The sequence below is a fragment of the Paenibacillus sp. 01T443 genome, assembly GCF_056398325.1.
On sequence record NZ_JBFTPE010000018.1, the window covers coordinates 47,325 to 72,472 of the forward strand.

Annotated in this window: 27 protein-coding genes and 1 other annotated feature; all 27 genes read left to right on the top strand. The window is 47.6% G+C overall.

The window, feature by feature from the left end; all coding sequences use genetic code 11:
* The first annotated feature begins 633 nt into the window (after positions 1 to 633).
* The 27 genes from AC1DLI_RS26380 (at position 634) to ruvA (ending at position 25,131) form a co-directional block, all read left to right on the top strand.
* Complete coding sequence (locus AC1DLI_RS26380) at positions 634 to 1,017, top strand: hypothetical protein (protein ID WP_477607459.1); 384 nt, start codon at positions 634 to 636, stop codon at positions 1,015 to 1,017.
* An 899-nt stretch (positions 1,018 to 1,916) separates the two neighbouring features.
* The gene (locus tag AC1DLI_RS26385; protein ID WP_477607460.1) at positions 1,917 to 3,368 is read left to right on the top strand and encodes an SPOR domain-containing protein; all 1,452 of its coding nucleotides are present in this window, start codon (positions 1,917 to 1,919) and stop codon (positions 3,366 to 3,368) included.
* Between the two features lie 61 nt (positions 3,369 to 3,429).
* Positions 3,430 to 3,672, top strand: coding sequence for a DUF4321 domain-containing protein (locus AC1DLI_RS26390; RefSeq protein WP_308998537.1), 243 nt, complete (start codon positions 3,430 to 3,432; stop codon positions 3,670 to 3,672).
* A gap of 54 nt (positions 3,673 to 3,726) precedes the next feature.
* Positions 3,727 to 4,356, top strand: coding sequence for a Maf family protein (locus AC1DLI_RS26395; RefSeq protein WP_308998536.1), 630 nt, complete (start codon positions 3,727 to 3,729; stop codon positions 4,354 to 4,356).
* 188 nt (positions 4,357 to 4,544) lie between these two features.
* On the top strand, positions 4,545 to 5,234 hold the full coding sequence (gene radC, locus AC1DLI_RS26400; protein ID WP_308998535.1) for a RadC family protein: 690 nt from the start codon (positions 4,545 to 4,547) through the stop codon (positions 5,232 to 5,234).
* A 39-nt stretch (positions 5,235 to 5,273) separates the two neighbouring features.
* Positions 5,274 to 6,305 (top strand): rod shape-determining protein, encoded by a 1,032-nt coding sequence (locus tag AC1DLI_RS26405; protein ID WP_477607463.1) that lies wholly within the window; start codon positions 5,274 to 5,276, stop codon positions 6,303 to 6,305.
* A 58-nt stretch (positions 6,306 to 6,363) separates the two neighbouring features.
* On the top strand, positions 6,364 to 7,227 hold the full coding sequence (gene mreC / locus AC1DLI_RS26410) for a rod shape-determining protein MreC (protein WP_477607465.1): 864 nt from the start codon (positions 6,364 to 6,366) through the stop codon (positions 7,225 to 7,227).
* Entirely contained in the window at positions 7,224 to 7,748 is a 525-nt protein-coding gene (gene mreD / locus AC1DLI_RS26415) for a rod shape-determining protein MreD (protein WP_477607467.1), read from the top strand. Before mreC ends, mreD begins: the two co-directional genes overlap by 4 nt.
* 65 nt (positions 7,749 to 7,813) lie before the next feature.
* Positions 7,814 to 8,479 (top strand): septum site-determining protein MinC, encoded by a 666-nt coding sequence (locus AC1DLI_RS26420; protein WP_308998531.1) that lies wholly within the window; start codon positions 7,814 to 7,816, stop codon positions 8,477 to 8,479.
* A 3-nt stretch (positions 8,480 to 8,482) separates the two neighbouring features.
* Positions 8,483 to 9,274 carry a septum site-determining protein MinD gene (gene minD, locus AC1DLI_RS26425; RefSeq protein ID WP_053374793.1) on the top strand — a complete coding sequence of 264 codons (792 nt, stop codon included), beginning with the start codon at positions 8,483 to 8,485 and terminating at the stop codon, positions 9,272 to 9,274.
* A gap of 7 nt (positions 9,275 to 9,281) precedes the next feature.
* A complete protein-coding gene (locus AC1DLI_RS26430; RefSeq protein ID WP_477607470.1) occupies positions 9,282 to 10,427 on the top strand; it encodes an FtsW/RodA/SpoVE family cell cycle protein in 1,146 nt (381 codons plus the stop codon).
* Between the two features lie 158 nt (positions 10,428 to 10,585).
* Complete coding sequence (locus AC1DLI_RS26435; protein WP_477607472.1) at positions 10,586 to 11,497, top strand: peptidoglycan DD-metalloendopeptidase family protein; 912 nt, start codon at positions 10,586 to 10,588, stop codon at positions 11,495 to 11,497.
* Entirely contained in the window at positions 11,490 to 12,371 is an 882-nt protein-coding gene (locus tag AC1DLI_RS26440; RefSeq protein ID WP_477607474.1) for a M50 family metallopeptidase, read from the top strand. Before AC1DLI_RS26435 ends, AC1DLI_RS26440 begins: the two co-directional genes overlap by 8 nt.
* A 37-nt stretch (positions 12,372 to 12,408) precedes the next feature.
* Positions 12,409 to 13,659 (top strand): Rne/Rng family ribonuclease, encoded by a 1,251-nt coding sequence (locus AC1DLI_RS26445; protein WP_477607476.1) that lies wholly within the window; start codon positions 12,409 to 12,411, stop codon positions 13,657 to 13,659.
* Positions 13,660 to 13,742: 83 nt separating this feature from the next.
* Positions 13,743 to 13,832, top strand: a sequence feature (ribosomal protein L21 leader region).
* A gap of 15 nt (positions 13,833 to 13,847) precedes the next feature.
* Positions 13,848 to 14,159, top strand: a complete 312-nt coding sequence (gene rplU / locus AC1DLI_RS26450) for a 50S ribosomal protein L21 (protein ID WP_053374798.1) — start codon at positions 13,848 to 13,850, stop codon at positions 14,157 to 14,159.
* Between the two features lie 11 nt (positions 14,160 to 14,170).
* The gene (locus AC1DLI_RS26455) at positions 14,171 to 14,509 is read left to right on the top strand and encodes a ribosomal-processing cysteine protease Prp (protein ID WP_477607478.1); all 339 of its coding nucleotides are present in this window, start codon (positions 14,171 to 14,173) and stop codon (positions 14,507 to 14,509) included.
* Positions 14,510 to 14,598: 89 nt separating this feature from the next.
* The gene (gene rpmA, locus AC1DLI_RS26460) at positions 14,599 to 14,910 is read left to right on the top strand and encodes a 50S ribosomal protein L27 (protein ID WP_053374800.1); all 312 of its coding nucleotides are present in this window, start codon (positions 14,599 to 14,601) and stop codon (positions 14,908 to 14,910) included.
* Positions 14,911 to 15,044: 134 nt separating this feature from the next.
* The gene (locus AC1DLI_RS26465) at positions 15,045 to 15,782 is read left to right on the top strand and encodes a Spo0B domain-containing protein (protein ID WP_477607480.1); all 738 of its coding nucleotides are present in this window, start codon (positions 15,045 to 15,047) and stop codon (positions 15,780 to 15,782) included.
* Between the two features lie 13 nt (positions 15,783 to 15,795).
* Positions 15,796 to 17,121, top strand: a complete 1,326-nt coding sequence (obgE, locus tag AC1DLI_RS26470; RefSeq protein WP_477607482.1) for a GTPase ObgE — start codon at positions 15,796 to 15,798, stop codon at positions 17,119 to 17,121.
* A 134-nt stretch (positions 17,122 to 17,255) separates the two neighbouring features.
* Positions 17,256 to 17,693 (top strand): ACT domain-containing protein, encoded by a 438-nt coding sequence (locus AC1DLI_RS26475; RefSeq protein WP_308998523.1) that lies wholly within the window; start codon positions 17,256 to 17,258, stop codon positions 17,691 to 17,693.
* A 24-nt stretch (positions 17,694 to 17,717) separates the two neighbouring features.
* Positions 17,718 to 19,004, top strand: a complete 1,287-nt coding sequence (locus AC1DLI_RS26480; RefSeq protein ID WP_477607484.1) for a homoserine dehydrogenase — start codon at positions 17,718 to 17,720, stop codon at positions 19,002 to 19,004.
* 5 nt (positions 19,005 to 19,009) lie between these two features.
* Positions 19,010 to 19,981: a homoserine kinase gene (gene thrB, locus AC1DLI_RS26485; protein WP_477607486.1), complete on the top strand. Its 972-nt coding sequence runs from the start codon at positions 19,010 to 19,012 to the stop codon at positions 19,979 to 19,981.
* Positions 19,982 to 19,983: 2 nt separating this feature from the next.
* On the top strand, positions 19,984 to 20,853 hold the full coding sequence (gene pheA / locus AC1DLI_RS26490) for a prephenate dehydratase (RefSeq protein WP_477607488.1): 870 nt from the start codon (positions 19,984 to 19,986) through the stop codon (positions 20,851 to 20,853).
* A 201-nt stretch (positions 20,854 to 21,054) separates the two neighbouring features.
* The gene (locus tag AC1DLI_RS26495) at positions 21,055 to 22,989 is read left to right on the top strand and encodes a LysM peptidoglycan-binding domain-containing protein (RefSeq protein ID WP_477607490.1); all 1,935 of its coding nucleotides are present in this window, start codon (positions 21,055 to 21,057) and stop codon (positions 22,987 to 22,989) included.
* Between the two features lie 202 nt (positions 22,990 to 23,191).
* On the top strand, positions 23,192 to 23,827 hold the full coding sequence (locus tag AC1DLI_RS26500) for a BofC C-terminal domain-containing protein (protein WP_477607492.1): 636 nt from the start codon (positions 23,192 to 23,194) through the stop codon (positions 23,825 to 23,827).
* A gap of 168 nt (positions 23,828 to 23,995) precedes the next feature.
* A complete protein-coding gene (gene ruvC / locus AC1DLI_RS26505) occupies positions 23,996 to 24,496 on the top strand; it encodes a crossover junction endodeoxyribonuclease RuvC (RefSeq protein ID WP_308998517.1) in 501 nt (166 codons plus the stop codon).
* The gene (gene ruvA / locus AC1DLI_RS26510; protein WP_477607494.1) at positions 24,496 to 25,131 is read left to right on the top strand and encodes a Holliday junction branch migration protein RuvA; all 636 of its coding nucleotides are present in this window, start codon (positions 24,496 to 24,498) and stop codon (positions 25,129 to 25,131) included. The genes ruvC and ruvA overlap by 1 nt, the downstream gene beginning before the upstream one ends.
* The last annotated feature ends 17 nt before the right edge of the window (positions 25,132 to 25,148 follow it).

The following is a 25,148-nucleotide window of genomic DNA, read 5'->3' on the forward strand; positions in this document are numbered from 1 at the left end:
CATTCAGGTAAATGGAGGGCGAAATTCGATGTAAAATGACTGGCTGAGCACCAGTTTTAATTAAGTTTTCTCCTACGTTGCAATTTCTGCAATGTAAACCTAACATGATACGCCGACAACCTGCTACATTGCAGGAAATGCAACAGAAAGCACTCCTACAGGGTAGAAATCGATCGAAATCAAGTATTCTACTGCATAAACTACATTGTAGGTTGATGGTTGCCGCGCTGCGTCGAATTCTATTGTATAAAGTGCAACGTAGCTTTTGAGGCGGTATTGTGGGAGAGCGGATAGATGAAGCTCTTACGGATTTGTATTCTTCCGATTGCTTTAGAGGGGGTGTCAGTAGAGTAAGTAAAGCTCACTATTCAGCCAGTACGATAAATGATTACCAGCTGCGCAGATGTAATAGATGAGAGTTAACGAATCGGAAGCTGGGTTTTGCTAGAGTAAGTTAGGAAAGCAGGCAAACTGGCTGGAGTGATTATTATCAGAAACATTAAGGAGGGGTCGAATTGACTGATATGAAAGGATTGGTAGATATTCTTGAATCAAGCGAGCTGGAGCTGCAAAAGGATGAACTCTTAATAATAAATTCCTTTATTTCGGAAATGGATACGAACAGATCACTTTTTGGAGGAGCTGCTTCAAGCATGTTCTGCGACAGGATATTTGGCTCTTGTTAGTCTATTAATTGACGCGGTAAAAAGGGATCGACTTACGGTTATACAGTTGGAAAAAGCCGAAAACATTGTGGATAATGAAGTATTTATTAAAGAAGCGACGGCGTTTAGATATCGAGAGTCAGTAAAAGCAGGTGAGCTTTTAAATACGGATGATTTGCTGAAACTGTTGAATAGGAGAGCATATACGACTCTGGATTTTATTTTAGAACGGAAAGCAGTAACAAAAGAAGCATTAGAGGTATTTTGGGAGCCTGAGATTGGTGAGAGAGATAAAAAAATCAAGGAGAGCTTATACCGAAAAGCAAAGAAGTTATTATCAGAATTAGAATGAGCTGCCATATAGGAACCGGATGGGTTATCCTAACAAAATTTTATGTTTATAAAGAATATTTTAGAAAGATGTAACAAGTCATTGATAATTGACTGAACTAAAGTGATTAGCATTTATTTATTGATGATGCCGCCGTATTCGCGGAAATTAAAGGTAATGATTAATTTATGCTTTTATTGCAAAGGCAGAGTCTCGATCAGCTCTACCGTTTCGTTAATATATTTCATAATTTTCCTTGTTAGTGAGCACAAAGGTATACAGTATGTAAATCAATGACCAATTCGCCAAACGTTCATAAATCCTCGAAACTTGTCTAGATAGTCTCTCCAATTTATTATTCTATTTTTTCACTCATTCCTCGCTTATTCAGATAAACGCCTTGTGTGTCCTTGAGAAACGCTGCTCACCTAGACAATTCATCGCTTTATGAAGAAGGTCAATCGTCCGCGTTTTGTGCTAGTCAGTGTGCAGACTTCAGCGTTTACTAAGAAAGGATATTTACATTAGCCTTCCCAAGAAATTATCAGGAAAAACTACATTACCGCTCTTTTCCCTACGTATGTATCACCGTTTTTTTTTAACAGGAATTTCACCATCTAATCACAAGGATTACAGGGTTAAAGACGTTATAAAAGTAACCGAAGTTTACCTCCAAAGGTGATCCCCTTTTCCACACTGATCATAATCGCAACCGTATTTCCGTCGATAGTTAAGGTACTGGTGCCCGGAATAGGTGTCATGGGTTCCTCCCTTGGCCGGAGGAAATGCCATAGGTTCTCTCCCTTAGAAGGGATGTTTGGAGCGGGACTGTAAAACGCAGAAGTGCTCCCTTCATCGGTCTAAATCTCTTAAAAGTCTCATAGATTAATACTAGAAGAAAGGGACAAGGAGTGGTTATTATGACGCAAAAAAATCGGATTACATACCGTTTTGATCGGAACGGGCAAACTGTCGACGGAGATGGGCAAAGCAGCCATAAACAGCAGGAGGTCCATGAGAGCAAACCTGCATCCACGGCTAGCACAGCTCCGAATTCGAATAAATTAGCTAAAATGAATGTGATCCCATTATATCCTTCCACAGAGCAGCATTCGATAAGCGAAGTCAGCCCTTGGAACAGCCCGTTTCAAGAGGATATTGCCGCTTTGGAGCAGCTTATTAGGAATGCCGATGCCAAGCCGGAACCATCAACGCCGAAACAGGCGATTGCGCCAAAAGAAAAGACAGCAATCGTAAAGCCAATCGACTCGCCAATTGTGAAGCCGATCTTGAAGCCAATTGCAATGGAGACAAACGACGAGCAAGAGAATGATCCAGGTACTGATGATGAAAGATTTTTTTCTGCAAATGAAGCGCGTGATACTTACCGTCCTTATGAAGATGAGCTTTTGTACGAAGAATCAAGGAATAATAAGCGCCAATATTCCAGAATGAAAAGCAAGACAGGGGCACCTTCATGGTTTAATGTGTTTTTATCGGTGGCGGCTGCGCTTGCTACCGGCGCCTTGTTTGGCTATTTGCTGCTGTCTTTATTTACAGGCGCAAGCATCTTCCCGGGAGGAGCAGGGAACAAGCCGGATTCACAGGCGGTTACAGGCAGCGTATCGAACAATGAAACAGGGGCTGGAACAGGCGTAAACGATATAAACGAAGATAATGACACAACGCAGCCGGCCGTAGATGATAACTCGGAGCCAAAACCTGACGCTAATGCGGCGATGGTCAGCCTTAAGGGGCTGGACCAGACCTACTATATGCTGCAGTTCGGCGTCTTCAGCAATACAGAGGGCAGAGACGCTGCGCTTGATCAGCTGGCGAAGAAAGGTCTTGCAGGTGCTGCAATGACCAGCGCTGCTGATTATCGCGTCTACGCAGGCATGGGAAGCGATCGCAGCAAAGCGCAGACGGTTCGAGGATTGCTTCCGGATATCGATCTGTACGTTAAAGAAGTGAGTATCAATTATCCGGAAAAAATACCATTTACAGGTGAATCGACAACGGCGCAAAGCTTCTTCGAACAGACTGGCGCAATCGTCCAAATGTTGGATGAATTAACATTGGCCCAGCTGGAGCAGCCGGCATTGTCACCCTTGAGCAAAGCTGCAGCAGCCTCCTGGCAAGCCGAGCATCAAAAATGGACAGAAAATGCAGCAGTGATGCGAATAGGTATAGGTGATACGGATGGAAAAGCGTATCTTGATCAAATCATACAAGCCATAAATTCAGCTGCTAAAACGATGATAGAGTATGATAAAAAGCCGTCTCATGCTCATTTATGGTCAACGCAAAAGGCGGTCATGAATGCGGTTATTGCGCAAAAAGAATGGTTTGAGCCCATCAACGCATTGTAAACGAATAGGTTCATGCGTATAATGGTCTTAGGTGTCATTTCATGGCGAGAGGCGTTGAAAGATGAAGAAAAACGGCTGGATTCTTCTCATTTTTATCATACTTGGCTTATTAGCTGGCGCTTTAGTAGCGCGGTGGCTGGCCCCTGTTTCTGGCATCTCTTTTTTAACGAAACCAATCGAAACGTCATGGTCTCCCGCTATTGATCTATATGTGCTCAGTTTCAACCTAACGCTTCATCTTCAGTTCAGCTTATTTAGCATCATTGGAGCTGTTATTGCAATATGGTTGTACCGCAAAATGTAGAGCAGCGGCTATTGACCGCTAGAGGAAAGCATGAAGGAGCGCAGCAATTATTTTATGGCATATAACCAATCACGCAACGAAGCGTTCAGCCAGCTAGTACTGGCCTCTTCGTCACCGCGCCGGAAGGAACTGGTCGCATCGCTGGACCTTTCTTTGCCGGTTTATATTTTGTCTACTGACACAGATGAAACAATCGAAGCAGGGTGGTCACCGGCACAAGTCGTCGAGCAGCTCAGCTTGCGGAAAGCGAATGCAGCCATACCTTTGCTGCAACAAAAGCAGGAGGATCAAGCGTCAATAATCATTGGCGCGGATACGATTGTTGTCCTTGACGGCGATGTTCTTGGCAAGCCTGCTGATGATGAAGAGGCGCGAACTATGCTGAGGCGCCTACAAGGGCGCGCTCATGAGGTGTATACCGGTGTAGCTTGCGTGAACTCTTCCACTGGCGAAGCAAAGGTTGCGCACCGTATGACCAAGGTGATGATGAAACCTCTTAGCGAGAATCAGATTGCAAGATACGTAGCTACCGGCGAACCACGCGACAAGGCAGGCTCTTACGGCATACAAGGCTTAGGTGCCACCTTAGTGGAGCAAATCGACGGCTGTTATTTTAATGTCGTTGGACTGCCATTATCACTGCTGTCAGACATGCTCGCTGCCTATGACATTGCTGTTTTTTAATATATAGGAATTTATAAGTTTTTGCTTATAAATCAGCTTATATATTTCCGCGAAAGGCCTGTTTTTCCTCAAAGGGCGGTATCAGCCGTTTACGTCTGAACAAAAGCTTTTATGATTTCGATCGGATTTTTTTTCAAGAATTAGGCAGGATATGAATAAACCATATTTTGAGAAGGCGGGATTGGGATATGTTGCCGCAACCAATGATTTTGCGTGATGTCCCCCATGAAGAACGTCCAAGAGAGCGCATGATGAAATATGGGGCAGAAGCACTCAGCCATACCGAATTGCTTGCTATTTTATTGCGTACGGGAACGCAGCGTCAATCTGCCGTGCATTTGGCGGGCGCGATATTAAAGCAATGCGGCAGCTTGCGTAACCTGATGGATATGAGCATGGAAGAAATGACAGCCATTCGAGGAATCGGTCCCGCCAAAGCGATACAGCTTCGTGCGGGCATTGAGCTGGGAAGAAGGATTTCACGCAGTCAAATTGGCGAGGCGGTTATCGTTCGCAAGCCGCAGGATGCTGCGGACTATGTGATGGAGGAGCTTCGTTATTTGAAAAAGGAGCACTTCGTATGTTTGTTTTTAAACACCAAAAATCATATTATAGCCCGCGAAACCTTATCGGTCGGTACGCTTAACGCATCGCTAGTTCATCCTCGTGAAGTATTTCGTGCAGCCATATCGCGCAGCAGCGCATCTATTATTTGTGTTCATAATCACCCAAGCGGCGATCCGACGCCAAGCCCAGAAGACATTTCGTTAACGAAACGCTTGGCGGAGGCCGGACAGCTAGTCGGAATAGAAGTGCTTGACCATTTAGTTGTCGGAGACGGTAGATTCGTAAGTTTGAAGGAACAAGGCCATATGTAATATAATAAAGTGATGTGGCAATTAGAAGGGAGCAACAACATGTTTGGTGGTTTTTCGAAAGATTTAGGTATTGATTTAGGGACAGCTAATACGTTGGTTTTCGTTAAAGGTAAAGGAATTGTGGTAAGGGAGCCTTCAGTGGTGGCCCTTCGTACGGATACAAAAACAATCGAAGCAGTAGGCGAGCAAGCGAAAAAAATGATCGGTAGAACGCCAGGCAACATTCGCGCCATTCGTCCTATGAAAGACGGCGTTATCGCTGATTTCGAGACGACAGCAACGATGATTAAATATTTTATTCGTCAAGCTCAGAAGCAGCGTTCTTTATTCCCCCGCCATCCAAACGTAATGGTATGCGTACCGTCAGGTATTACAGCGGTGGAGAAGCGTGCCGTAGAGGATGCTACTAAGCAAGCGGGAGCTCGCGAGGCTTTTACGATTGAAGAGCCGTTTGCCGCAGCAATTGGTGCTGACTTGCCCGTGTGGGAGCCAACAGGCAGCATGGTTGTCGATATTGGCGGAGGCACGACAGAGGTTGCCGTTATTTCATTAGGCGGTATCGTTACGGCGCGTTCCATTCGCGTAGCGGGTGATGAGATGGATGAGGCAGTTACGCAATACATTAAGAGACAATACAATCTCATGATCGGCGAGCGCACGGCTGAACAGCTGAAGATGGAGATTGGTTCAGCACTTCCGTTTGACCGTCCGGAGAAGATTGAAATCCGCGGGCGCGATCTAGTATCCGGCTTGCCTAAGACGCTTGCCATCACATCCGATGAAATTACGGAAGCATTAGCCGATACGGTCAATGCCATTGTAGATGCGGTTAAAGTAACGCTTGAAAAATGTCCTCCGGAGCTTTCCGCCGATATTATGGATCGGGGAATCGTGCTTACGGGCGGCGGCGCTTTGCTGCGCAATTTGGACAAGCTGCTGCAGCGTGAAACGGGCATGCCGGTAATCGTTGCTGATAATCCGCTTGACTGCGTGGCGATCGGTACAGGCCGTTCACTTGATAATATTCATTTATTTAAGGCAAGAAGCTCAGCATCTCGTTCGAGACGCTAAATACGGTCCGCTGGGGAAACGGATATGAAATGGGCAGGTGATCGAGCTGTTTAGGCTAATGCGAAATAAGCGTATGTTTATGCTTATGATCGGGTTTATTTTGTGCATAGCGGTCATCGGCTACTCGCTAAGCGATCGCAAGGAATTATCATGGCCGGAGAAATTTCTAAAGGACTCGGCAGCATACGTGCAGCAATGGTTTTACAAGCCCGCTGGTTATATAGCGGGCTTCTTTGAGGATATCAGCAATTTGCGCACAATCTATGAAGAGAACGAGCAGCTTCGCATTACGGCTGCCGCGTACTCTCGCGATAAGATTAATTACAATTTCATAGAGAAAGAGAATAAACGTCTGCAAGAGGAACTATCGTTCACAGAACGGCAGAAGGAAATGTATAATTATAAATATTTGATCGCACAGGTCATTTCCGTGAGCAATGAAGCGAACAATCGGACAATGACGATTAATTTAGGCTCCAAAAACGGCATTAAACCGAATATGGCCGTTACGACCATCGACGGATTGATCGGATTGGTCAGCTCGGTAACGCCGTTTACGGCGGCCGTAACGCCAATTACCGAGCTGGATGAAGCATCGCCAACGTTCAATTCCATCGCTGTAACGATCATGGGACGCGAGGATGATTCCTTTGGTATTTTGAGCAGCTACAATAAGGAAACATCCAGAATCGTCATGACGAAAATTGCGGAAACCGATAAAATGCAGATTACGGATACCGTCATCACATCGGGGCTTGGAAACGTGTATCCTAGAGGACTTGTTGTTGGGACCGTGGAATCTTTGCAGCTAGGCGATTTCGGGCTTACGTATACGGCGTCTGTAAAGCTGGCAGCCAGCTTCGATCACTTGACAGAGGTGTTTGTCGTTCAGGTGCCTGAATTGGAGGCTGCCGAGAAATGAGCATGAACCGAATTATCCTGCTGATGGTTCTCCTTTTCATCATCGAGGGAGCTGTGATGCCATGGATTATTCCAGCTGGCTTCGGTCATCGGATCATTCCTCACTTTGTTTTCGTGATGGTTATATTCTCAGGATTGTACAGCAGACGCCATCTGGCCTTGCTGCTGGGCGTGAGTTTCGGCATGCTTCAGGATGTTGTTTATTTTGGACATTTGCTCGGGATTAATGCGTTTATTATGGGGTTAATGGGCTATTTTACGGGAGTGCTTCTAGAGCGTCGCCGTTCAACCATTATGATGGCCATTTCAGTTATTGGTTTTGCCTGTATCTTGTATGATTGTGTCATCTATTTTATTTACAGCGTTTTTCGGATTACAAATGAAAGCTTTGCATGGGCACTCATTGATCATATTCTTCCGAGCTTGTTCTTACAGCTGGCTTTTGCGCTTGCATGTTATGTGCCTGCGAGAAGATTGTTTGAGGGACAGACGAAAGCGAAAGCGGAAAAGGATGAGGAATAAAATAATTGCTCAGGCAGGATTTTGTTAGGCGTATCAAGAATCCATTAGGTTGGGGAGGGACGAACGTGACCGATAAGCAGCATATTATTATAAAAGGTGTAAAAGAAGGTCTCGTCTTCCTTCTCGACGATAAATGTGAATTCGCGACGCTCCTAGATGAACTGCAGTACAAGCTGGAGAAAACGCATCAGCAGCTGCTCACTGGTCCACTCGTACACGTACACGTGAAGCTTGGCACTAGGCATGTCACAGATGACGACAAGGATCGAATCAAAAACGTGATACGATCTCAAGGAAACCTCATGGTTCAATCTGTTGAGTCCGACGCTCCTAAGGTCGATTCTCTGTTAGGACAAAAACCTAATCTGCAAGTGCTCACGTCGATCGTACGCTCTGGCCAAACCTATGAGCATGATGGGGATTTACTTTTAATCGGCGATTTGAATCCAGGCGGCACACTCATGTGCACAGGTGACATTTATGTGCTTGGTGCATTGCGCGGCACAGCGCATGCGGGGATTGGCGGACGGACCGATGTCATCATTGCGACATCGCTCATGCGTCCAACTCAGCTTCGCATTGCAGATGTAATCAGCAGACCGCCTGAGGAATGGATGACCGGCGATGCATCAATGGAGTTCGCCTTCTTAAGCGAAGGCCGAATGCAAATCGATAAGCTAGCGCAATTATTCCGCATACGGCATAATCCTATAATGTTTAAAGGAGTGTAGAATATGGGAGAAGCGATTGTTGTAACTTCAGGTAAAGGCGGCGTTGGTAAGACGACCACCTCGGCAAACCTGGGTACCGCGCTAGCTTTGCTTGGCAAGAAAGTATGCATGGTTGATACAGATATTGGACTTCGAAATCTAGATGTGGTCATGGGACTAGAAAATCGGATCATATATGATTTGGTTGACGTCGCTGAAGGCCGTTGCCGTTTAAATCAGGCGCTCGTAAAAGACAAGCGATTTGATGAACTTTATATGCTGCCAGCCGCTCAGACGAAGGATAAGGATTCGGTTACGCCTGAGCAGGTCCGTAATATGATTTTAGAGCTCAAAAAAGAACATGATTACGTCATTATCGATTGTCCCGCGGGCATTGAGCATGGCTTCCGGAACGCAATAGCAGGGGCAGACCGGGCTATCGTTATTACGACGCCGGAGAATGCGGCCGTTCGTGATGCTGACCGGGTAATCGGTTTACTTGAGCAAGAGAAGATACCTAGTAAGCTTATCATCAACCGCATTCGTCAAAATATGATGAAAACCGGCGAAATGCTCGATATCGATGAAATATGTCAAGTTCTGGCGGTCGATCTTGTTGGCATCGTACCTGATGACGAGAAAGTGATTTCTGCCGCAAACAGCGGAGAGCCGACCGTTATGAATCCGGCTTCGCGCGCAGCTATCGCCTATCGTAACATCGCACGCCGTATCCTTGGCGATATGGTTCCGCTCATGCTGCTTGATGAGAAAGCTGGAGCATTTAAACGTTTCCGCAAGTTCCTTGGAATAGGATGATTACGAATTGCTTAACAAACTAAAAAAGCTGGACTGGGGAATTCTAATCATTTTAGTATTCCTCATGATTATCAGTACGGTTGTTATCCATAGCGCTACCGCAAATTTCCCGAAATATGCCGGATCAGATACAAGACAGCTCGGTTATTATGCTTTAGGTTTTTTTGTCGCAATCGGGGCAACGCTGTTCGATTACCGAATCGTGCTGAAAAACTGGTACATCCTGTACGGCATTGGCGTGATCATGCTGATACTCGTATATTTTTTTGGAGCGGTCATCAACGGTGCGAGAGGCTGGTTCGTCATTGCAGGCCAATCCTTTCAGCCCGCGGAAATCGTCAAGATTGTGCTTATTATCGGAATCGCTTTTCTGATGGGACGCAGGCAGGGAGACCGGCTGACAGTTACGCAAGATTTGCTTCCGATAGCCGCATTTGCTTTTTTGCCGTTTATGCTCGTTATGATCCAGCCTGATTTAGGCAACGCGATTATTTATCTGGTTATCGTGCTTGGTATGCTTTGGATCGGAAACGTTAAGTATACGCATGTTGTTGCGGGTCTTGCTGTCGTTATTGCGGGCTTAGTCTTGTTTGTTTCTCTGTTCAATATGTTCAACCAAGAAATTTATGATTACTTGAACGCTAATGAAATGGGACACTGGCATAAGCGGATCAATACGTTTATCAATCCGGAGACCGCAACGGCCAATGACAAGCATCAATCGGAAAATGCGCAAATTGCCATCGGTTCGGGCGGCTTAAGCGGTGACGGTTATTTGCAAGGGGATATGAAGAACGGCGGCTTCGTGCCATACCCATATTCTGATTCGATCTTTGTCGTAATCGGAGAGGAGTTTGGTTTCCAAGGCTCGGCGATTCTCCTGCTCCTATATTTCCTGCTCATTTATCGCATGATCATTATTGCTTTCAAATGTTATGATTTGCGGGCCTCCTATATCGTCATCGGGATCGTATCCATGTACGTGTTCCAGGTATTCCAGAACATCGGGATGATGATTGGCATTATGCCGATTACGGGAATTACACTGCCTTTTGTAAGTTATGGAGGAACATCACTCCTGCTAAATATGCTGTCTATCGGACTCGTATTTAGCATAAAAGCGCATCAAGAAAAATATGAGCTGGCCGATTAAGGCCATCCTGCAGGCAAAGCTGCTTCTGAACGGATATCCTCCGTATCGGGGCGGCTTTTTTGTCGTTACCGCGTCCGCATACTTGTCTCACTCTCCACATATCCATGTATAAAGAAACAAGCTGTCGCAATGACGATGGAAGCGGGGAGGAAAGTGAAATGCTGATGAAGGATAGCGAGAAACAGCGGGGACAGCAAAAAGGCAAAATTGGATCGGATCGATCGTCACGGGACTCGCAAATCGAGGACCTGTATGCCAATTCAACGGTACCATTAAAGCATGAATATTTTATAGGTGAGGAGCAGGAAGAGCTTGATCCCGAGGTGGTCTGGAAAACAAATCCGAATCCATGGGCTAGCTGGGGAGACGAAAATGGATTTATGGATAAAAGGACTTTTGTCAAGCCGCCGGATCTCACGGGGAAAAAGGATCCGCGATATGGACCGGGCAAGCATTCCTTTCGCAAGGAGCTGAAATGGAAGCTGGCGGTTGCGCTTTTGCTTTTCGCAGCCGTCTGGGCCTTGTTCCATTATGACAATGAATACACGCTTAAAGGACAAGCGCTCGTTAAACAGGCGCTTACCGATGAGATCGATTTTGCGACAGCTGCTGCATGGTATAAAGAAACGTTTGCGGGTGCTCCATCCTTTATTCCTATCTTTAAGGATAATAACGGGGACGCTGTAGGTGCTGACGGGACGGTTAAGCTGCCCATCGTTGCTCCTCTGGAGGATGGTTCTCTCGTTAGAACCTTTGCGGAGCTGCTGAGCGGCATCGAGCTGGCTGGAAAATCAGAAGGACAGGTCGTAGCTGCTGAAACGGGGCGCGTGCTTTTATTGACGGAACAGGACGAGAAAGGATCAACGATCGTTATTCAGCACGCCAATCAGCGCGTAACGGTGTACGGGCTGCTCGGCACAACAAAGGTAAGCGTGAATGACTGGGTTGAAGCGGGAGATCCTATCGGCAATTTGTTAAAGGCAGAAGGTACTCAGCCGAGCTTGCTTTATTTTGCCGTGAAGCAAAACGATCTTTATATCGATCCAGTGGGTGTGATACCGATTGATTAAATGGAAAGGGATTGTATGGTCGGTCCATCCGTTATTTGTCATTATTATGCTAGGATCGGTCATGACCGGATATTTTGCCGAGCTCATTACATTGTTTTTGCTCGTTCTGGTGCATGAGCTTGGCCATGTATTCGTAGCGCTAGGTTTCGGCTGGACAGTCCGAGAGGTAAAGCTGCTGCCTTTTGGAGGTGTTGTGGAGGTAGAGGAAGCTGGCGGCTTGCCCGCAAAAGAGGAAGCAATTGTAGCTATCGCAGGTCCGCTGCAAAACGTTTGGATGGGGCTTGCCGCTTGGGGCTGCGGGCAGCTCGGGTTATGGGACCCGGAATGGGCTACTTATGTTTGGAAGGCAAATTTAATGATTGGTTTATTTAATCTTTTGCCTATTCATCCGCTTGATGGCGGGAAGCTGCTGCAGGCAGCCTTAAGCTACGCGGTTAATTACTACAAAATGCTGCTGTGGTCTGCTCGCATCAGCATGCTGTTCAGCATGCTGATGATCATAGCCGCATTTCTTCCATGGCTGGTTTATAAGGATGGCATCCAGCTCAACCTGTTGATTGTCGGCTTATTTCTTGTCATGACGAACTGGACGTATTATCGCAGCGTTCCCTTTTTATTTTATCGATTTCTGATGTATCGCGAACGCATTTCCTTGCAAGCTCTCACAATGGGGCACATTGCTAGTCCGATCATCGTGAACGGAAAACAGTCGATCATCTCGGTTGCACGGTTGTTTCAAAGGGAAAGATACCATTTAATTTATATGGTGGAGGCGCAGAGCAAGGAAGTTAAGGTGCTGCCGGAGCAGAAGATTGTCGAAGGCTGCTTATCAGAAAATAATCCCAACCGTGCAGTGTCGGAGCTTTTCAGTTAAAATAGATGAAAAGCATATTGGCAGGTGATAGCCCTAAATGAAGCAAATGTTGATGCACGTACATGGAGAGATGCTGCAAACCGCAGTGCTGGAGAATGGCCGCCTAGTCGAATTTTTTATGGAAAAATCAAAAGCAAGCAGTTTGGTTGGCAATGTCTATAAAGGTCGTGTCGTAAACGTTCTGCCCGGCATGCAGGCGGCATTCGTTGATGTAGGACTAACCAAAAATGCTTTTTTGTATATAGATGAGCTGCTCCACCCTCATTTGGAGAAGCAGCCTCAGCAAAAGCCGCTCATTCAAGACCTTGTAAAGCCAGGCCAGGAGCTGCTTGTTCAAGTGATGAAGGAGCCGCTTGGCGGCAAAGGGGCTCGCGTGACGACGCATTTTACGCTGCCTGGCCGCTGGCTTGTCTATATGCCGAACGCCGACTATGTCGGCGTCTCTAAGAAAATCAGCACCGAGGGCGAGCGGGCACGTTTGCGTTACATCGGAGAGAAGCTGCGGGAACAGGAAGAAGGCATCATTCTACGAACCGCAGCCGCGTCAGAGAGCGAGCTGTCCTTGCAGACTGACGTCATGCAGCTAAGAGAAATTTGGAATAGCATCGCTCAGCGCAGCTTGGACGCAAAGCCTCCCTGCGAGCTGCATAGGGAAGCTGGCTTAATGCGGCGTGCCGTACGTGATACCTTAACAACCGATATGGATGAAATTTGGATTGACCACGCCCACAGATTTGAGGAAGCATCGGCTCTGCTTGAGGAAATGACTCCTCAGCTTCTTGAGCGGCTGAAGCGCTACGAGCCAAAGCAAGGCATTCCCTTATTTGACGCGTACCGAGTGTCGGAGCAGGTGACGAGGGCTTTCGAGCGCAAAATTCCGCTATTATGCGGTGGCCATCTTATCTGGGAAGAGACGGAAGCGCTGACGGTTATCGATGTGAACACAGGGAAATTTACGGGCACCTCGGGGTTAGAAGACACTGTTTTCCGCACCAATATGGAAGCGGCCGAGGAAATTGCGAGATTGCTAAGAGTAAGAGACGTAGGCGGAATTATAATTATTGATTTTATCGATATGGTGCAGGACAAGCATCGCGAGCAGGTGATGCAACGACTGAGTGAGAAAGCTCGCAATGATCAAACGAAATGTACGATTTTGGGATGGACCAAGCTCGGCCTGATTGAAATGACAAGGAAAAAGGCACGCGAGAATGCTGTTCATCAGCTAACGGATCACTGCTCTGCCTGCGGTGCTCATACAGTCAAACGTAACGACGCATATAAATAATCGATTTTTCTTTTAGGATCAATTGATATAGCTTGCATAGTATGGTACAATCTTTGGGTGTGTGTCTCGTACCTCGTAAGGAATGAGATGTACAAGTACCGCTCCGATTGGGTAAATAAGCGTATGCGGCGCAAGCTGCGGACCACCTGAATTAGGCGAGTCTTCGAAAATAAGGAGGTGCACCAACAATGTTCGCAATCATCGTAACAGGCGGAAAGCAATACAAAGTTCAGGAAGGCGATGTTATCTACATCGAAAAACTGGATTCTGAAGCAGGCGAGAGCGTAACGTTTGATCGTGTTTTGGCGGTTTCTAAAGGTGACGGTCTTGTAACTGGAACTCCGGTTGTATCCGGCGCTACAGTAACAGGCAAAGTCGAGAAACAAGGCAAAGGCCAAAAAATCATCGTTTACAAATACAAAGCCAAAAAGAACTACCGTCGTAAGCAAGGTCATCGTCAACCGTTCACAAAAGTAACAATCGAGAAAATCCAAGCATAAGAGGAATTTCTATGATAACCGTTACCTTTGTACGAAGAGCCGCTGACAGACGTATCGTATCTTTTGCAGTCGAAGGACATGCTAAATATGCGAAACCCGGCAAAGATATTGTTTGCGCGGGTGTATCGGCCATATCGGTTGGTACCGTTAACGCGATCGAAGCTTTAGCAGGAGAAGAGCTGCCTGCCAAGATGAAGAACGGCTGGTTATCGTCGGATATTCCGACGCTGACAGACGAGGCTTCAGACGGCCGGATGCAGCTGCTGCTGGAATCGATGGCGGTTATGCTTGACACTATCGCAAAATCATACGGCAAGCATGTCGTCATTCATGAACTTCTTAATGCGTAAGCTTTCGAAGTAGGTTTGCATTACAGACCTTAATGTTCATGCTTCCGAGTAGGTTTGCTCCACAAACCTTTAAGAAGGAGGGAATAACTATGTTGAAACTGAATCTTCAGCTTTTCGCTTCGAAGAAAGGTGTAGGTTCCACGAAGAACGGACGTGACTCGCAGTCGAAGCGCCTTGGCGCTAAACGTGCTGACGGTCAAACCGTATCCGCTGGAAGCATCTTGTTTCGCCAACGCGGAACAAAAATTCACCCAGGTACTAACGTAGGCATCGGGAAAGACGATACGCTTTATGCAAAAGTAGAAGGCGTAGTGAAGTTCGAACGTTGGGGACGCGACCGCAAAAAAGTGAGCGTGTATCCAGCAGTTCTAGCTCCGGTAGCTGCAGCAGTAGAAGCTTAATACAACCTTATATATGCACCAAGACCCGGCCTGCATCGCTAGGCCGGGTTTTTTTATTTCAAGGCTGATGACCGTTGGACGGCCGCATGATATACTGGATAAGCTAGGAAATACGAAGAAAGTAGGTTTAATCGATGAGACGCTTAACAACGGCGAAATATTACGCGGCGGGTACTATTTTGTTGCCTTGCGCTGCTGTACTTATTTGGCCCACTAAAGTGTGGTTAACTGCTGTCTTTCTCGTTTGGCTTATAGCTGTTGCGACTTACTGGATACGAACGGAACGGAAAGAGCATGCGGAGCGGACTACGCGGACGATACAATCGCTGCATAATTCTGCAATTCGAACTCTCAATCATCATCGCCATGACTGGATGAATGACCTGCAAGTGGTATTTGGCTATATTAGGCTAAAAAAGCTGGATAAAGCCGCCGAGTATGTGGAGAAAATAAGTGAACGGATGGCCGTGGAGAGCAGTATCTCCAAGCTTGGCGTTCCGTCTCTTATTAGTTACATTCAATCGTTTCGTACGATTTCGAATTCGCTTGAGCTTCAGCTCGTCATTAAAGGCGATATTCATTTAGACGAATTAACGGCAGATGCCGATCAAATAGCCGAAACGCTCATTCATACGATTAACGCATATCGGTTTGCGGCGAAGCCTGGCTATGGTAATGCTGCTGTTCTTACGCTGGAGCTGTCGCTGGAAGAGGATGCGTTAAATGCTACTTTCTATTATGATGGCGAACTAATGAATGAACAGCAATGGAAGCAAAAAATACAACAGCAGTTGGAAGGCGCGCCAATGCAACCGATCAACTTCGAGCAGCCGTATGCAAAGGTGCTGCTGAGGGCGGAAATGCGCGCATGAACGGGGGCACAACATGTTTGTCGATAAAGCGAAGATATTTGTAAAAGGCGGCGACGGAGGCGATGGTATCGTATCGTTTCGCCGCGAGAAGTATGTCGAGCAGGGCGGACCTGCCGGCGGCGACGGAGGCCGCGGCGGTGACTTGATTTTTCAAGTTGACGAAGGACTTCGCACGCTAATGGATTTCCGATATCAGAAACATTTTAAAGCGAACCGCGGCGAACGCGGAAAAGTAAAAAGCATGCACGGTGCAGGTGCTGAAGATACAATCGTTCGTATTCCACCAGGCACTATCATTGTCGATGACGATACGCAGGAAATCATTGCGGATATGACGCGTCACGGTCAGCAAATCGTTATTGCAAAGGGCGGGCGCGGCGGACGCGGAAACATTCGGTTTGCCACACAAAATAACCCGGCTCCGTACATTTCAGAAAATGGCGAAGAAGGGCAAGAGCGTTGGGTTGTGCTGGAGCTTAAGGTCATGGCTGACGTTGGACTTGTCGGGTTCCCAAGCGTAGGCAAATCGACTTTGCTTTCCGTCGTTTCGGGAGCAAAACCCAAAATTGGAGCTTATCATTTTACGACGATTACGCCTAATCTAGGTGTTGTAGACGTAGGTGACGGCCGAAGCTTCGTTATGGCTGATTTACCTGGTCTTATCGAAGGCGCACATGAAGGCGTGGGACTTGGTCATGAGTTTCTCCGCCACGTGGAACGGACACGGGTGATTATTCACGTAATTGACATGTCTGCTTCCGAAGGGCGCGATCCTTTTGAGGATTGGGTAAAAATCAACGAAGAGCTAGTGCTCTACAATGAAAAGCTTGCGGATCGACCGCAAATTATTGCAGCAAACAAAATGGACATGCCGGACTCTGCGGAGCAGCTTGAGCTATTCAAGCAGCAGCTCGCAGAAGCCAGCGGTGACCGCCAGTATGTGATACTGCCTATTTCCTCGCTAACTAAGCAAGGGGTACAGGAGCTGCTGTATAAAGCGGCTGATGTACTGGATACAGTATCCGAGCAGGTTGAGATCGAAGACGTGAAGGATGTTGCTGAGCGGAAGGTTTACACTTACGAGAAACGTGAAGAAACGACATTCACCATCCATAAGGAAGATGAAGTGTATGTGATCGTGAGTGAAGGCATTGATAAGTACATGAAGCGGATGAATTTGACGTCCTATGATGCGGTTATGCGCTTTGCTCGTACGATGCGCAAAATGGGCGTGGATGCTGAGCTTCGCAAAATGGGCGCCAAAGACGGCGATATGGTTCAAATCGGTGATTTCGCTTTTGAATTCTTCGAGGGCAGCGATTACAACCCGAATGGTTAGTTGATCTATAAATAAATAAGTAAGAACAGAGACGGCGGAAGCCGTCTTTTCTTATTTACCTATTGCCCCCAGTCGCATATTTCGATATAATGTCCACTATAGATGAACAATTGTCTTTTTGAGGAGGACGAATAGTGACTAAACGCTATTATGTCGTTCGGGAGGACATTTTACCGGAAGCGATTATGAAGACGATACAAGTTAAGGAGATGCTTAGCAGGGGCGAAGCGGCAACCGTTCATGAAGCGGTGGAGCGCGCTGGTCTTAGTCGAAGCGCTTTTTATAAGTATAAAGATGGCGTTTATGCGCTAAATGAGCTCGAGCGGGAACGAATAGCAACGATCTCGATGGATTTGGAGCATCGCTCAGGCGTGCTCTCAAACGTGCTCAGCATGGTGGCTGGCTTGGAAGGAAATGTGCTGACGATGAATCAGACCATTCCGCTTCAGGGTTTTGCCAACGTCGTCATTTCAGTCGATATATCGCAGCTTTCCGGGGAACTGTCATCGTTGGTCGAAATGCTTCGCAGCCAGCCTGGCGTACGCAAAGCTTCGGTCATCGGACAAGGATAACAGGATAGATAATGGAGGGTATATATGAAGCCAGTTAAAGTTGGATTATTAGGTCTTGGTACTGTAGGTACAGGCGTCGTTCGCATTGTAGAAGGTCATCAGGAGGATCTTGCCAGTCAAGTCGGCTCACCGATCGTGATTGAGAAGGTGCTCGTTCAGAATAAAAGCAAATCGCGGAATATCGCAATAGACGCGGATAAGCTAACCGAGGATCCTTGGGATATTATCCGTCATCCCGAAATTGACGTCATCGTTGAGGTTATGGGCGGTATTGGCCTCACGAAGGAATATATCTTGGAAGCACTCTCGCTTGGCAAACATGTCGTAACAGCAAACAAAGATCTTATGGCGCTGCATGGACCTGAGATTTTGGCAAAAGCGCAAGAGAATCGCTGTGACGTTATGTACGAAGCAAGCGTTGCCGGCGGTATCCCAATTATCCGTACGCTAGTTGAAGGCTTCTCTTCCGATCGTATCAACAAAATCATGGGAATCGTTAACGGGACGACGAATTTTATTTTAACCAAAATGAGCCAGGAAGGCGCCTCTTACTTAGATGTACTCAAGGAAGCGCAAGAGCTCGGTTATGCGGAGTCTGATCCGACTTCGGATGTCGAAGGACTTGATGCAGCGCGCAAAATGACGATTCTTGCTACAATCGGCTTCCGTGCGAATGTTGCGCTCGAGGATGTGTCGGTTCAAGGGATTTCTTCGGTAACGAAAGAAGACATTTTGTATGCGAAGCGTCTCGGCTATGAAGTTAAGCTGCTTGGTATAGCAGAGCGTCAGGATGATCTGATCAGTATCAGCGTGCAGCCGACGATGGTAAAACAATCACATCCGATTGCTTCGGTTAACGGCGTGTTCAATGCGGTTTATGTTTACGGGGAAGCCGTTGGCGAAACGATGTTTTACGGAGCCGGAGCGGGCGAGCTGCCAACAGCAACCTCGATCGTGTCTGACTTAGTTGCCGTCGTGAAAAACCTGAAGCTCGGCGTAAACGGCATGCAGGGAAGCCTTGCTTACAAAGAGAAGAAGCTCAAAACAGATGATCAGATTTCATCCAAATATTTCTTGCTGCTTAAAGTAGCAGACCGCGCTGGCGTCTTGGCACGCATCACGCAAGTATTCGCTGACTTTGAGGTTAGCTTGGAGTCCGTACTGCAGCAGCCTACGCCGTCTAATCCGGAAGCCGAAATTATCATCATTACCCATGACGCTAACAAAGCAGCTATTAAGAAGGTACTCGCGACGTTCGAATCGCTGGATGTTGTTCACAAAGTGAAGAGCGTTTACCGCGTAGAAGGGTAAGCCTCATGAATAATCGCAGAGTCATTGTAAAGATACCGGCAAGCACAGCTAATTTAGGCCCAGGCTTTGACACGCTGGGAATGGCACTCTCGTTATATGCATGGATTGAGCTTCGCGTCAGCGAGCAAACGGAATTTCATTTTTACGGCGACCAAATGAAAGGCTTGCCGAAAGACAAGTCCAACTTGATCTACAAGGTTGCTCAGCTTGTGTTCAAAGAAGCAGGTGTCAGCGTACCCGAGCTTTCGATCTCGATGCACAGCGATATTCCGCTGACGCGCGGACTAGGCAGCAGCGCTTCGGCAATCGTAGGGGCTCTCGTAGCGGCGAATGCGCTAATCGGCGGGCCGCTCTCAGACGATAAGCTGTTTCAAATAGCGACAGCCTTAGAGGGGCATCCTGACAATGTCGGAGCGTCCTTATTCGGAGGCATCGTAGTTTCTGCTTGGGATGGGGAAAGAGCGGAATATATCCGTATCGAGCCGGATCGCAGGCTCAAAACGCTCGTGGCAATCCCTGCGTTTCAGCTGTCGACGGAAAAAGCGCGACATGCGCTTCCGACGCAAATCAGTATGGCAGACGCTGTGTTCAACGTCGGCCGCAGCTCATTGCTCGTCGCAGCGCTTGCAAGCGGCGATCTCGGCATGATCCGCCATGCGATGAAGGACCGGCTGCATCAGCCCTACCGCGCAGCGCTGATACCAGGCATGGCGACAATCTTGGAGCGCGCGGTAGAATTTGGGGCGCTGGGCGTAGCGCTTAGCGGTGCTGGACCGACGCTTATTGCCTTTGCCCAAGATAAAGCCGAAGTGGAACAATCTTTGGAACAATTTCTGCTTGATACGTTGAAGCAGGAGGGCATCGATGCAAAAACGCTCTGGCTGTCACCTTGCGTTCATGGTCCTCAGATTACAGTTGAGGATATATCGAATCAACCTGCCATTCCTCTTCCGGACAGGATTAAAGGAGCAATGTAGCTATGAAGACGATAGCGGTTTTACCTGCCGGCTCCGTATCGGACGAAGCGGCTAGACATTTTTTTTACGGCGAAGAAATTAATTGGAAGCATCACAGGTTGATATCAGACGTGTTCTTATCCACGGTTAATGGAATAAGCGATTACAGCATTATTCCGATTGAGAATACGATCGAGGGCTCCGTAAGCTTACATATGGACTGGCTCGTGCATGAGGTGGATCTTCCAATCCAAGCAGAATGGGTTTACCCGTCTATTCAAAATTTGATTGGACGCGAATCTGAGCTGCTGGACGAGACCGGGGCAATCGATTATTCGCGGATTAACAAAGTAATTAGCCATCCTGTTGCAATCGCCCAGTGCCTGCAATTTTTGCGTACGAAACTGCCGCATGCGGTGACAGAGCATGTCAGCAGCACTGCAGAGGGTGTTAGAATCGTTCAAAATAACCCGAATGCCGGATGGGCAGCTATTGGTACGATGACCGCTGCCGCGAACGAGAAGCTTGATGTTATCGCTAGCGAAATTACGGATCATGATAACAATTACACTCGTTTCTTGCTGGTTGGAACAGAGCCATACACGGCACGTCAATCCGATCAGATAAAAACCAGCATATTGATTACGCTGCCCGAGGACTATCCTGGTGCGCTCCATCAGGTTCTTGCCGCATTTGCATGGCGCAAAATCAACTTATCTCGCATTGAGTCGCGTCCAACAAAGAAAAAACTCGGCAATTATTATTTCTTTATCGACATCGACATGGCGCTTGATACGGTGCTTCTGCCTTCTGCTATTCAAGAAATTGAGGCAATCGGGTGTCAGGTCCGTGTTTTAGGCAGCTACCCAAGCTTTACGGAATACAAAAAATAAAGCCAGCAAAGGCATTAAAAGCTAGATTGAAGCATTTTTGAGAAGTAAGCCGAGTTCGCCCACAGAGGGTGAGCTCGGCTTTTTTACTATTTTTTTTGTGAAAGTGGAGACACCTGCCCATATTCTGCATAGGATGTAAGGATTGATAATAGGCATTAGCAGTGCCTGGTTATTTAGAACGTGACAGGAGGTTAACAGCGAGTGAGAATCCATATTGTGAAGAAAGGCGACAGCTTATACTTGATCGGTCAAAAGTATAACGTTTCGCTTGAAGAGATTTTGAAGCTGAACCCGGGTATTACGAACCCGGACGCCATTGAGGTGGGGATGAAGCTGAAGATTCCGTCAAGCCATACGGGAGGATCAGGAGGCGGTATGGAAATTATGCATCAGCATATCGTGAAACAAGGGGATACGCTTTGGAAGCTTTCTAAGGCTTGGGGAGTGCCTCTTGCAGACATGATAAAAGCGAATCCGCAGCTTAAAAACCCTAACGTACTTCTTACAGGTGAGGTTGTAAACATACCAAAGGTAAACACCGTGGATGAAGACGCCGGCGGTCATGGTGCCGGTCATGGCACGGCACAGGGTACCAGCGGTGCACACATGCTTCATCCTACATCCATTATGCAAGGCGTTCAGGGCTGGGTCGGAAAGCTTTCCACAGCTCCTATCACGGGGAAAACACCTACAGGACCAATCACGGGCAAGACGCCGACGGCTCCAATCGCTCCTGCTCCTGTAGCTCCTGCACCTGTGGCTCCTGTTCAGGAGAAGAAGCCTATAGCTCCTGTACAAGAGAAAAAGCCTGCAGCCCCTATCGTGAAGCCTGTAGCGCCAGCGCCTCTTCCTGCGCCTAAAGCTGCGGCTGTTGAGCCAGCGAAAAAAGCGCTGCCTATCGAGAAACCAGTGGAGAAAAAGCTTAAACCGATTCATTCGGAGTATAAGCCCAATGTTGATTTGTTCAAACAATACGGCATACCGGCAACGGAAGCTTTATCCTTGTATGATTTACCCAAAGCTCCCGAATCCGTTTCTCCGGCCCAGCAGCAGCCTACTTACGGTGGATACGGTTATGGCCAGCCAATGACGATGCCAGTTCAAATGGGACACGGATATGGTCATCCAATGACGATGCCGGCTCAAATGGAACATGGGTATGGCTATGGCAACTGGCAGCAGCCTGTTCCATTCGGAAGTACGGTAAGCCCGCTCAGTGAAGGAAATGAAGCACCATTCGATTGTCCTCCGGGCACGGTATTCGTCGGAAGCTATCCATCACCTTCGACCATGCCATTGGGTGCGGGAGCAGGCTGGGGTTATGGATATCCTGGCGTAAGCCCTCTCCAGCATGATGTAAATGAAAACAATCATATGGTAGCAGGAGCATCAGCGAATCCAAACCAAGGTTTCGTATCCCCGCTATCGGCACAGCCGAACCAAGGAATGGTGTCGCCACTGATGGCGCAGCCGAACCAAGGAATGGTGTCGCCGCTGATGGCGCAGCCGAACCAAGGAATGGTATCGCCACTGATGGCGCAGCCGAACCAAGGAATGGTATCGCCGATGATGGCGCAGCCGAACCAAGGAATGGTGTCGCCTCTGATGGCGCAGCCAAACCAAGGAATGGTATCGCCGATGATGGCGCAGCCGAACCAAGGAATGGTGTCGCCTCTGATGGCGCAGCCAAACCAAGGAATGGTATCGCCTCTGATGGCGCAGCCGAACCAAGGAATGGTGTCGCCGTTAATGGCACAGCCGAACCAAGGAATGGTATCACCGACTGGCATGCATCCTGATTATGGTTACGGTTATGGCTATGGGCATGGCGGTCATGGGATGGTAATGCCAGCCCAAGCGCAGCATGACGGAGGCTACGGTTACGGCTATCCTTCTTATCCGCCTTACCCAGGCTGGCCTCAAACGGCTGGCGCCTTCCAATCCAATCAAGATGATTGCGGCTGCAAAGGCCATCGATCGGATCAAGCCTCCGCTAAGCTAGCGGATACGGATATTGAAAAACCGGCTAAGACGGTCGTACAAAAGAAAAATGGGAAAAAAGCGGTTATCCGCACGGTATCTTCCCGTCCAAACAAACCGAAAAATCGCGGCAATCAGCCGTGGATTAATCGCTAATAACAAAAGAAGACTTCCCTGATGGGCCTATGCGTCCATTAGGGTTGTCTTCTTTTTTTAAGAGGACAAGCAGGCTGCAGCCTAGCATCTAATAGAAGTTTGCTGCTAAGTTTAGGTTTATATTTTGTGCAAATAAATCATTTTGAATATTTATGAAATACTGGCGCATACTATCAAAAAATATAATGAAGGGGTCTTCCCAATGATGGAATTCAGCCTTTGGAAAAACTTAAAGAAGCATCTTCGAAGAAAACGCCGACCAACATGGACTTTAGGCGCGGTTGTGCCTTTCTTGCTTGCCGGATGGCTCATGGTTTCCCAAGATGATATCGTTTTTGCAGCACCGGCGCAGTCTGAAAAACAAAGTATCATTCAAAAGCTCGAAAATGAAGATGGACCGCTGACAGTGGAGGTGCATCGTATTTATGTGTGCGGAGAAGAATTGAAGCCGTTAGGGCGGATGATGAGCCAACAAATTGTTCAGCTTTTGCTTAAACATCCGGAATGGAAGACGGTGCTCGACCAAGAGAATAAAACCGTTTATGTCGAGCAGCGCGTAGAAGACCTGTCCGAGCACTGCAAAGCCAATGCTTATATGGGCATAGACAAGCAGGGCAATCTAAATTTGTATGACGGAGTGCCGAAAAAGGAAAAGGTGGTACGCACCTTCTTTCAGCTTGACGTGCATTACATGGAAAGCAGTCTGCCGCAGGATAAACTGGATCAGCTCACCAAAGGCATTCGAATAAGCGACATGGAAGAGTATAACAGCGTATTGTCAACTTATAGTGATTATGCCTCACCGAAAAACCAGAAAGTTATGAAGCCGGCTTACTGACCGGCGGACCGCAAAGAAGGCCGCACATCGCTGTGCGGCCTTCTTTATTTATGTCTATGGCCTGAAATATCAAACGCGCGTTCTCATTCCCGTTATCTTTTGCTATAATGGATGAAGCAACTTTCAGCGAGTACGCTGAGCAAGCAAGTTTTTTGAGGAGATGGACTTTTGCGCGTTCTTGGTATTGACCCTGGTTATGCAATCGTAGGTTTTGGATTCATAGATAAAATCGGACACAAGCTTACGCCCGTTCAATACGGTGCGATTCAGACGGAAGCACATACGCCCCCGGAGCAGCGCTTGCTGCAGGTTTACGAGTCTGCGGGTGCCTTGATGGATAAATATAAGCCAGATACGGTCGGCGTGGAAAAGCTGTTCTTTAATCGAAATGTGACTACCGCCTTTGATGTGGCACAAGCTAGAGGAGCCATTATTTTGGCTGCTGCACAGCGCGGTTTGCCGATCGGTGAATATACGCCGCTTCAAGTAAAGCAGGCCGTTGTCGGATATGGCAAAGCAGAGAAGAAACAAGTCCAGGAGATGGTTAAAGTATTTCTGAAGCTTTCGGCAGTACCGAAGCCGGACGATGTAGCCGATGCGCTTGCAGTGGCCATTTGTCATGCCCATTCCGTCGTACTGAACCAGAAAATAAACGAGGTGAAACGCTAGTGATCGACTTTTTGAGAGGCAATGTTGTCCATCTGGAATCCGAATATATCGTTCTGGACGTAAGAGATACAGGTTATCGTGTATTTACTCCTAATCCGTACGCGTTTGCAAAAAAAGAGGAGCCCGTAACCGTCTATATTCACCATAACGTTCGCGAGGACGCTGTATTGTTATTCGGATTCGAGACTAGGGAAGAGCAAACGTTGTTTCGCAAGCTGCTTGAGGTTTCGGGCATTGGACCGCGCGTTGCACTGGGTATTTTGTCGGGAGGAAGGCCAGACGCCGTTATTGCAGCCATTCAACAGGAAAACCTGGCTTTTCTAACGAAGCTTCCAGGAATCGGCAAGAAAACGGCGCAGCGGATGATTCTTGATCTCAAGGACAAGCTGATCGGAGCAGGACTTGACGGAGGCTTGCTGACAGCCGCAGGCGTTGCGCTTGACCTTACTTCAAGCAGACACTCAGGCCAGGGAGCGGGAACGGCGTGGCAGGAGGCAAGAGAAGGCCTTGCGGCTCTCGGTTACACGGCTGCGGAGCTGGATAAAGCATGGAATGGATTGCAGCATAGCGTCACGGCTGAGGAATCTGTCGATTCTCTAATGAAACGGGCGCTGCAGCAGCTGTTTAAAGGGTAACGGAGGGAGATAAAAGC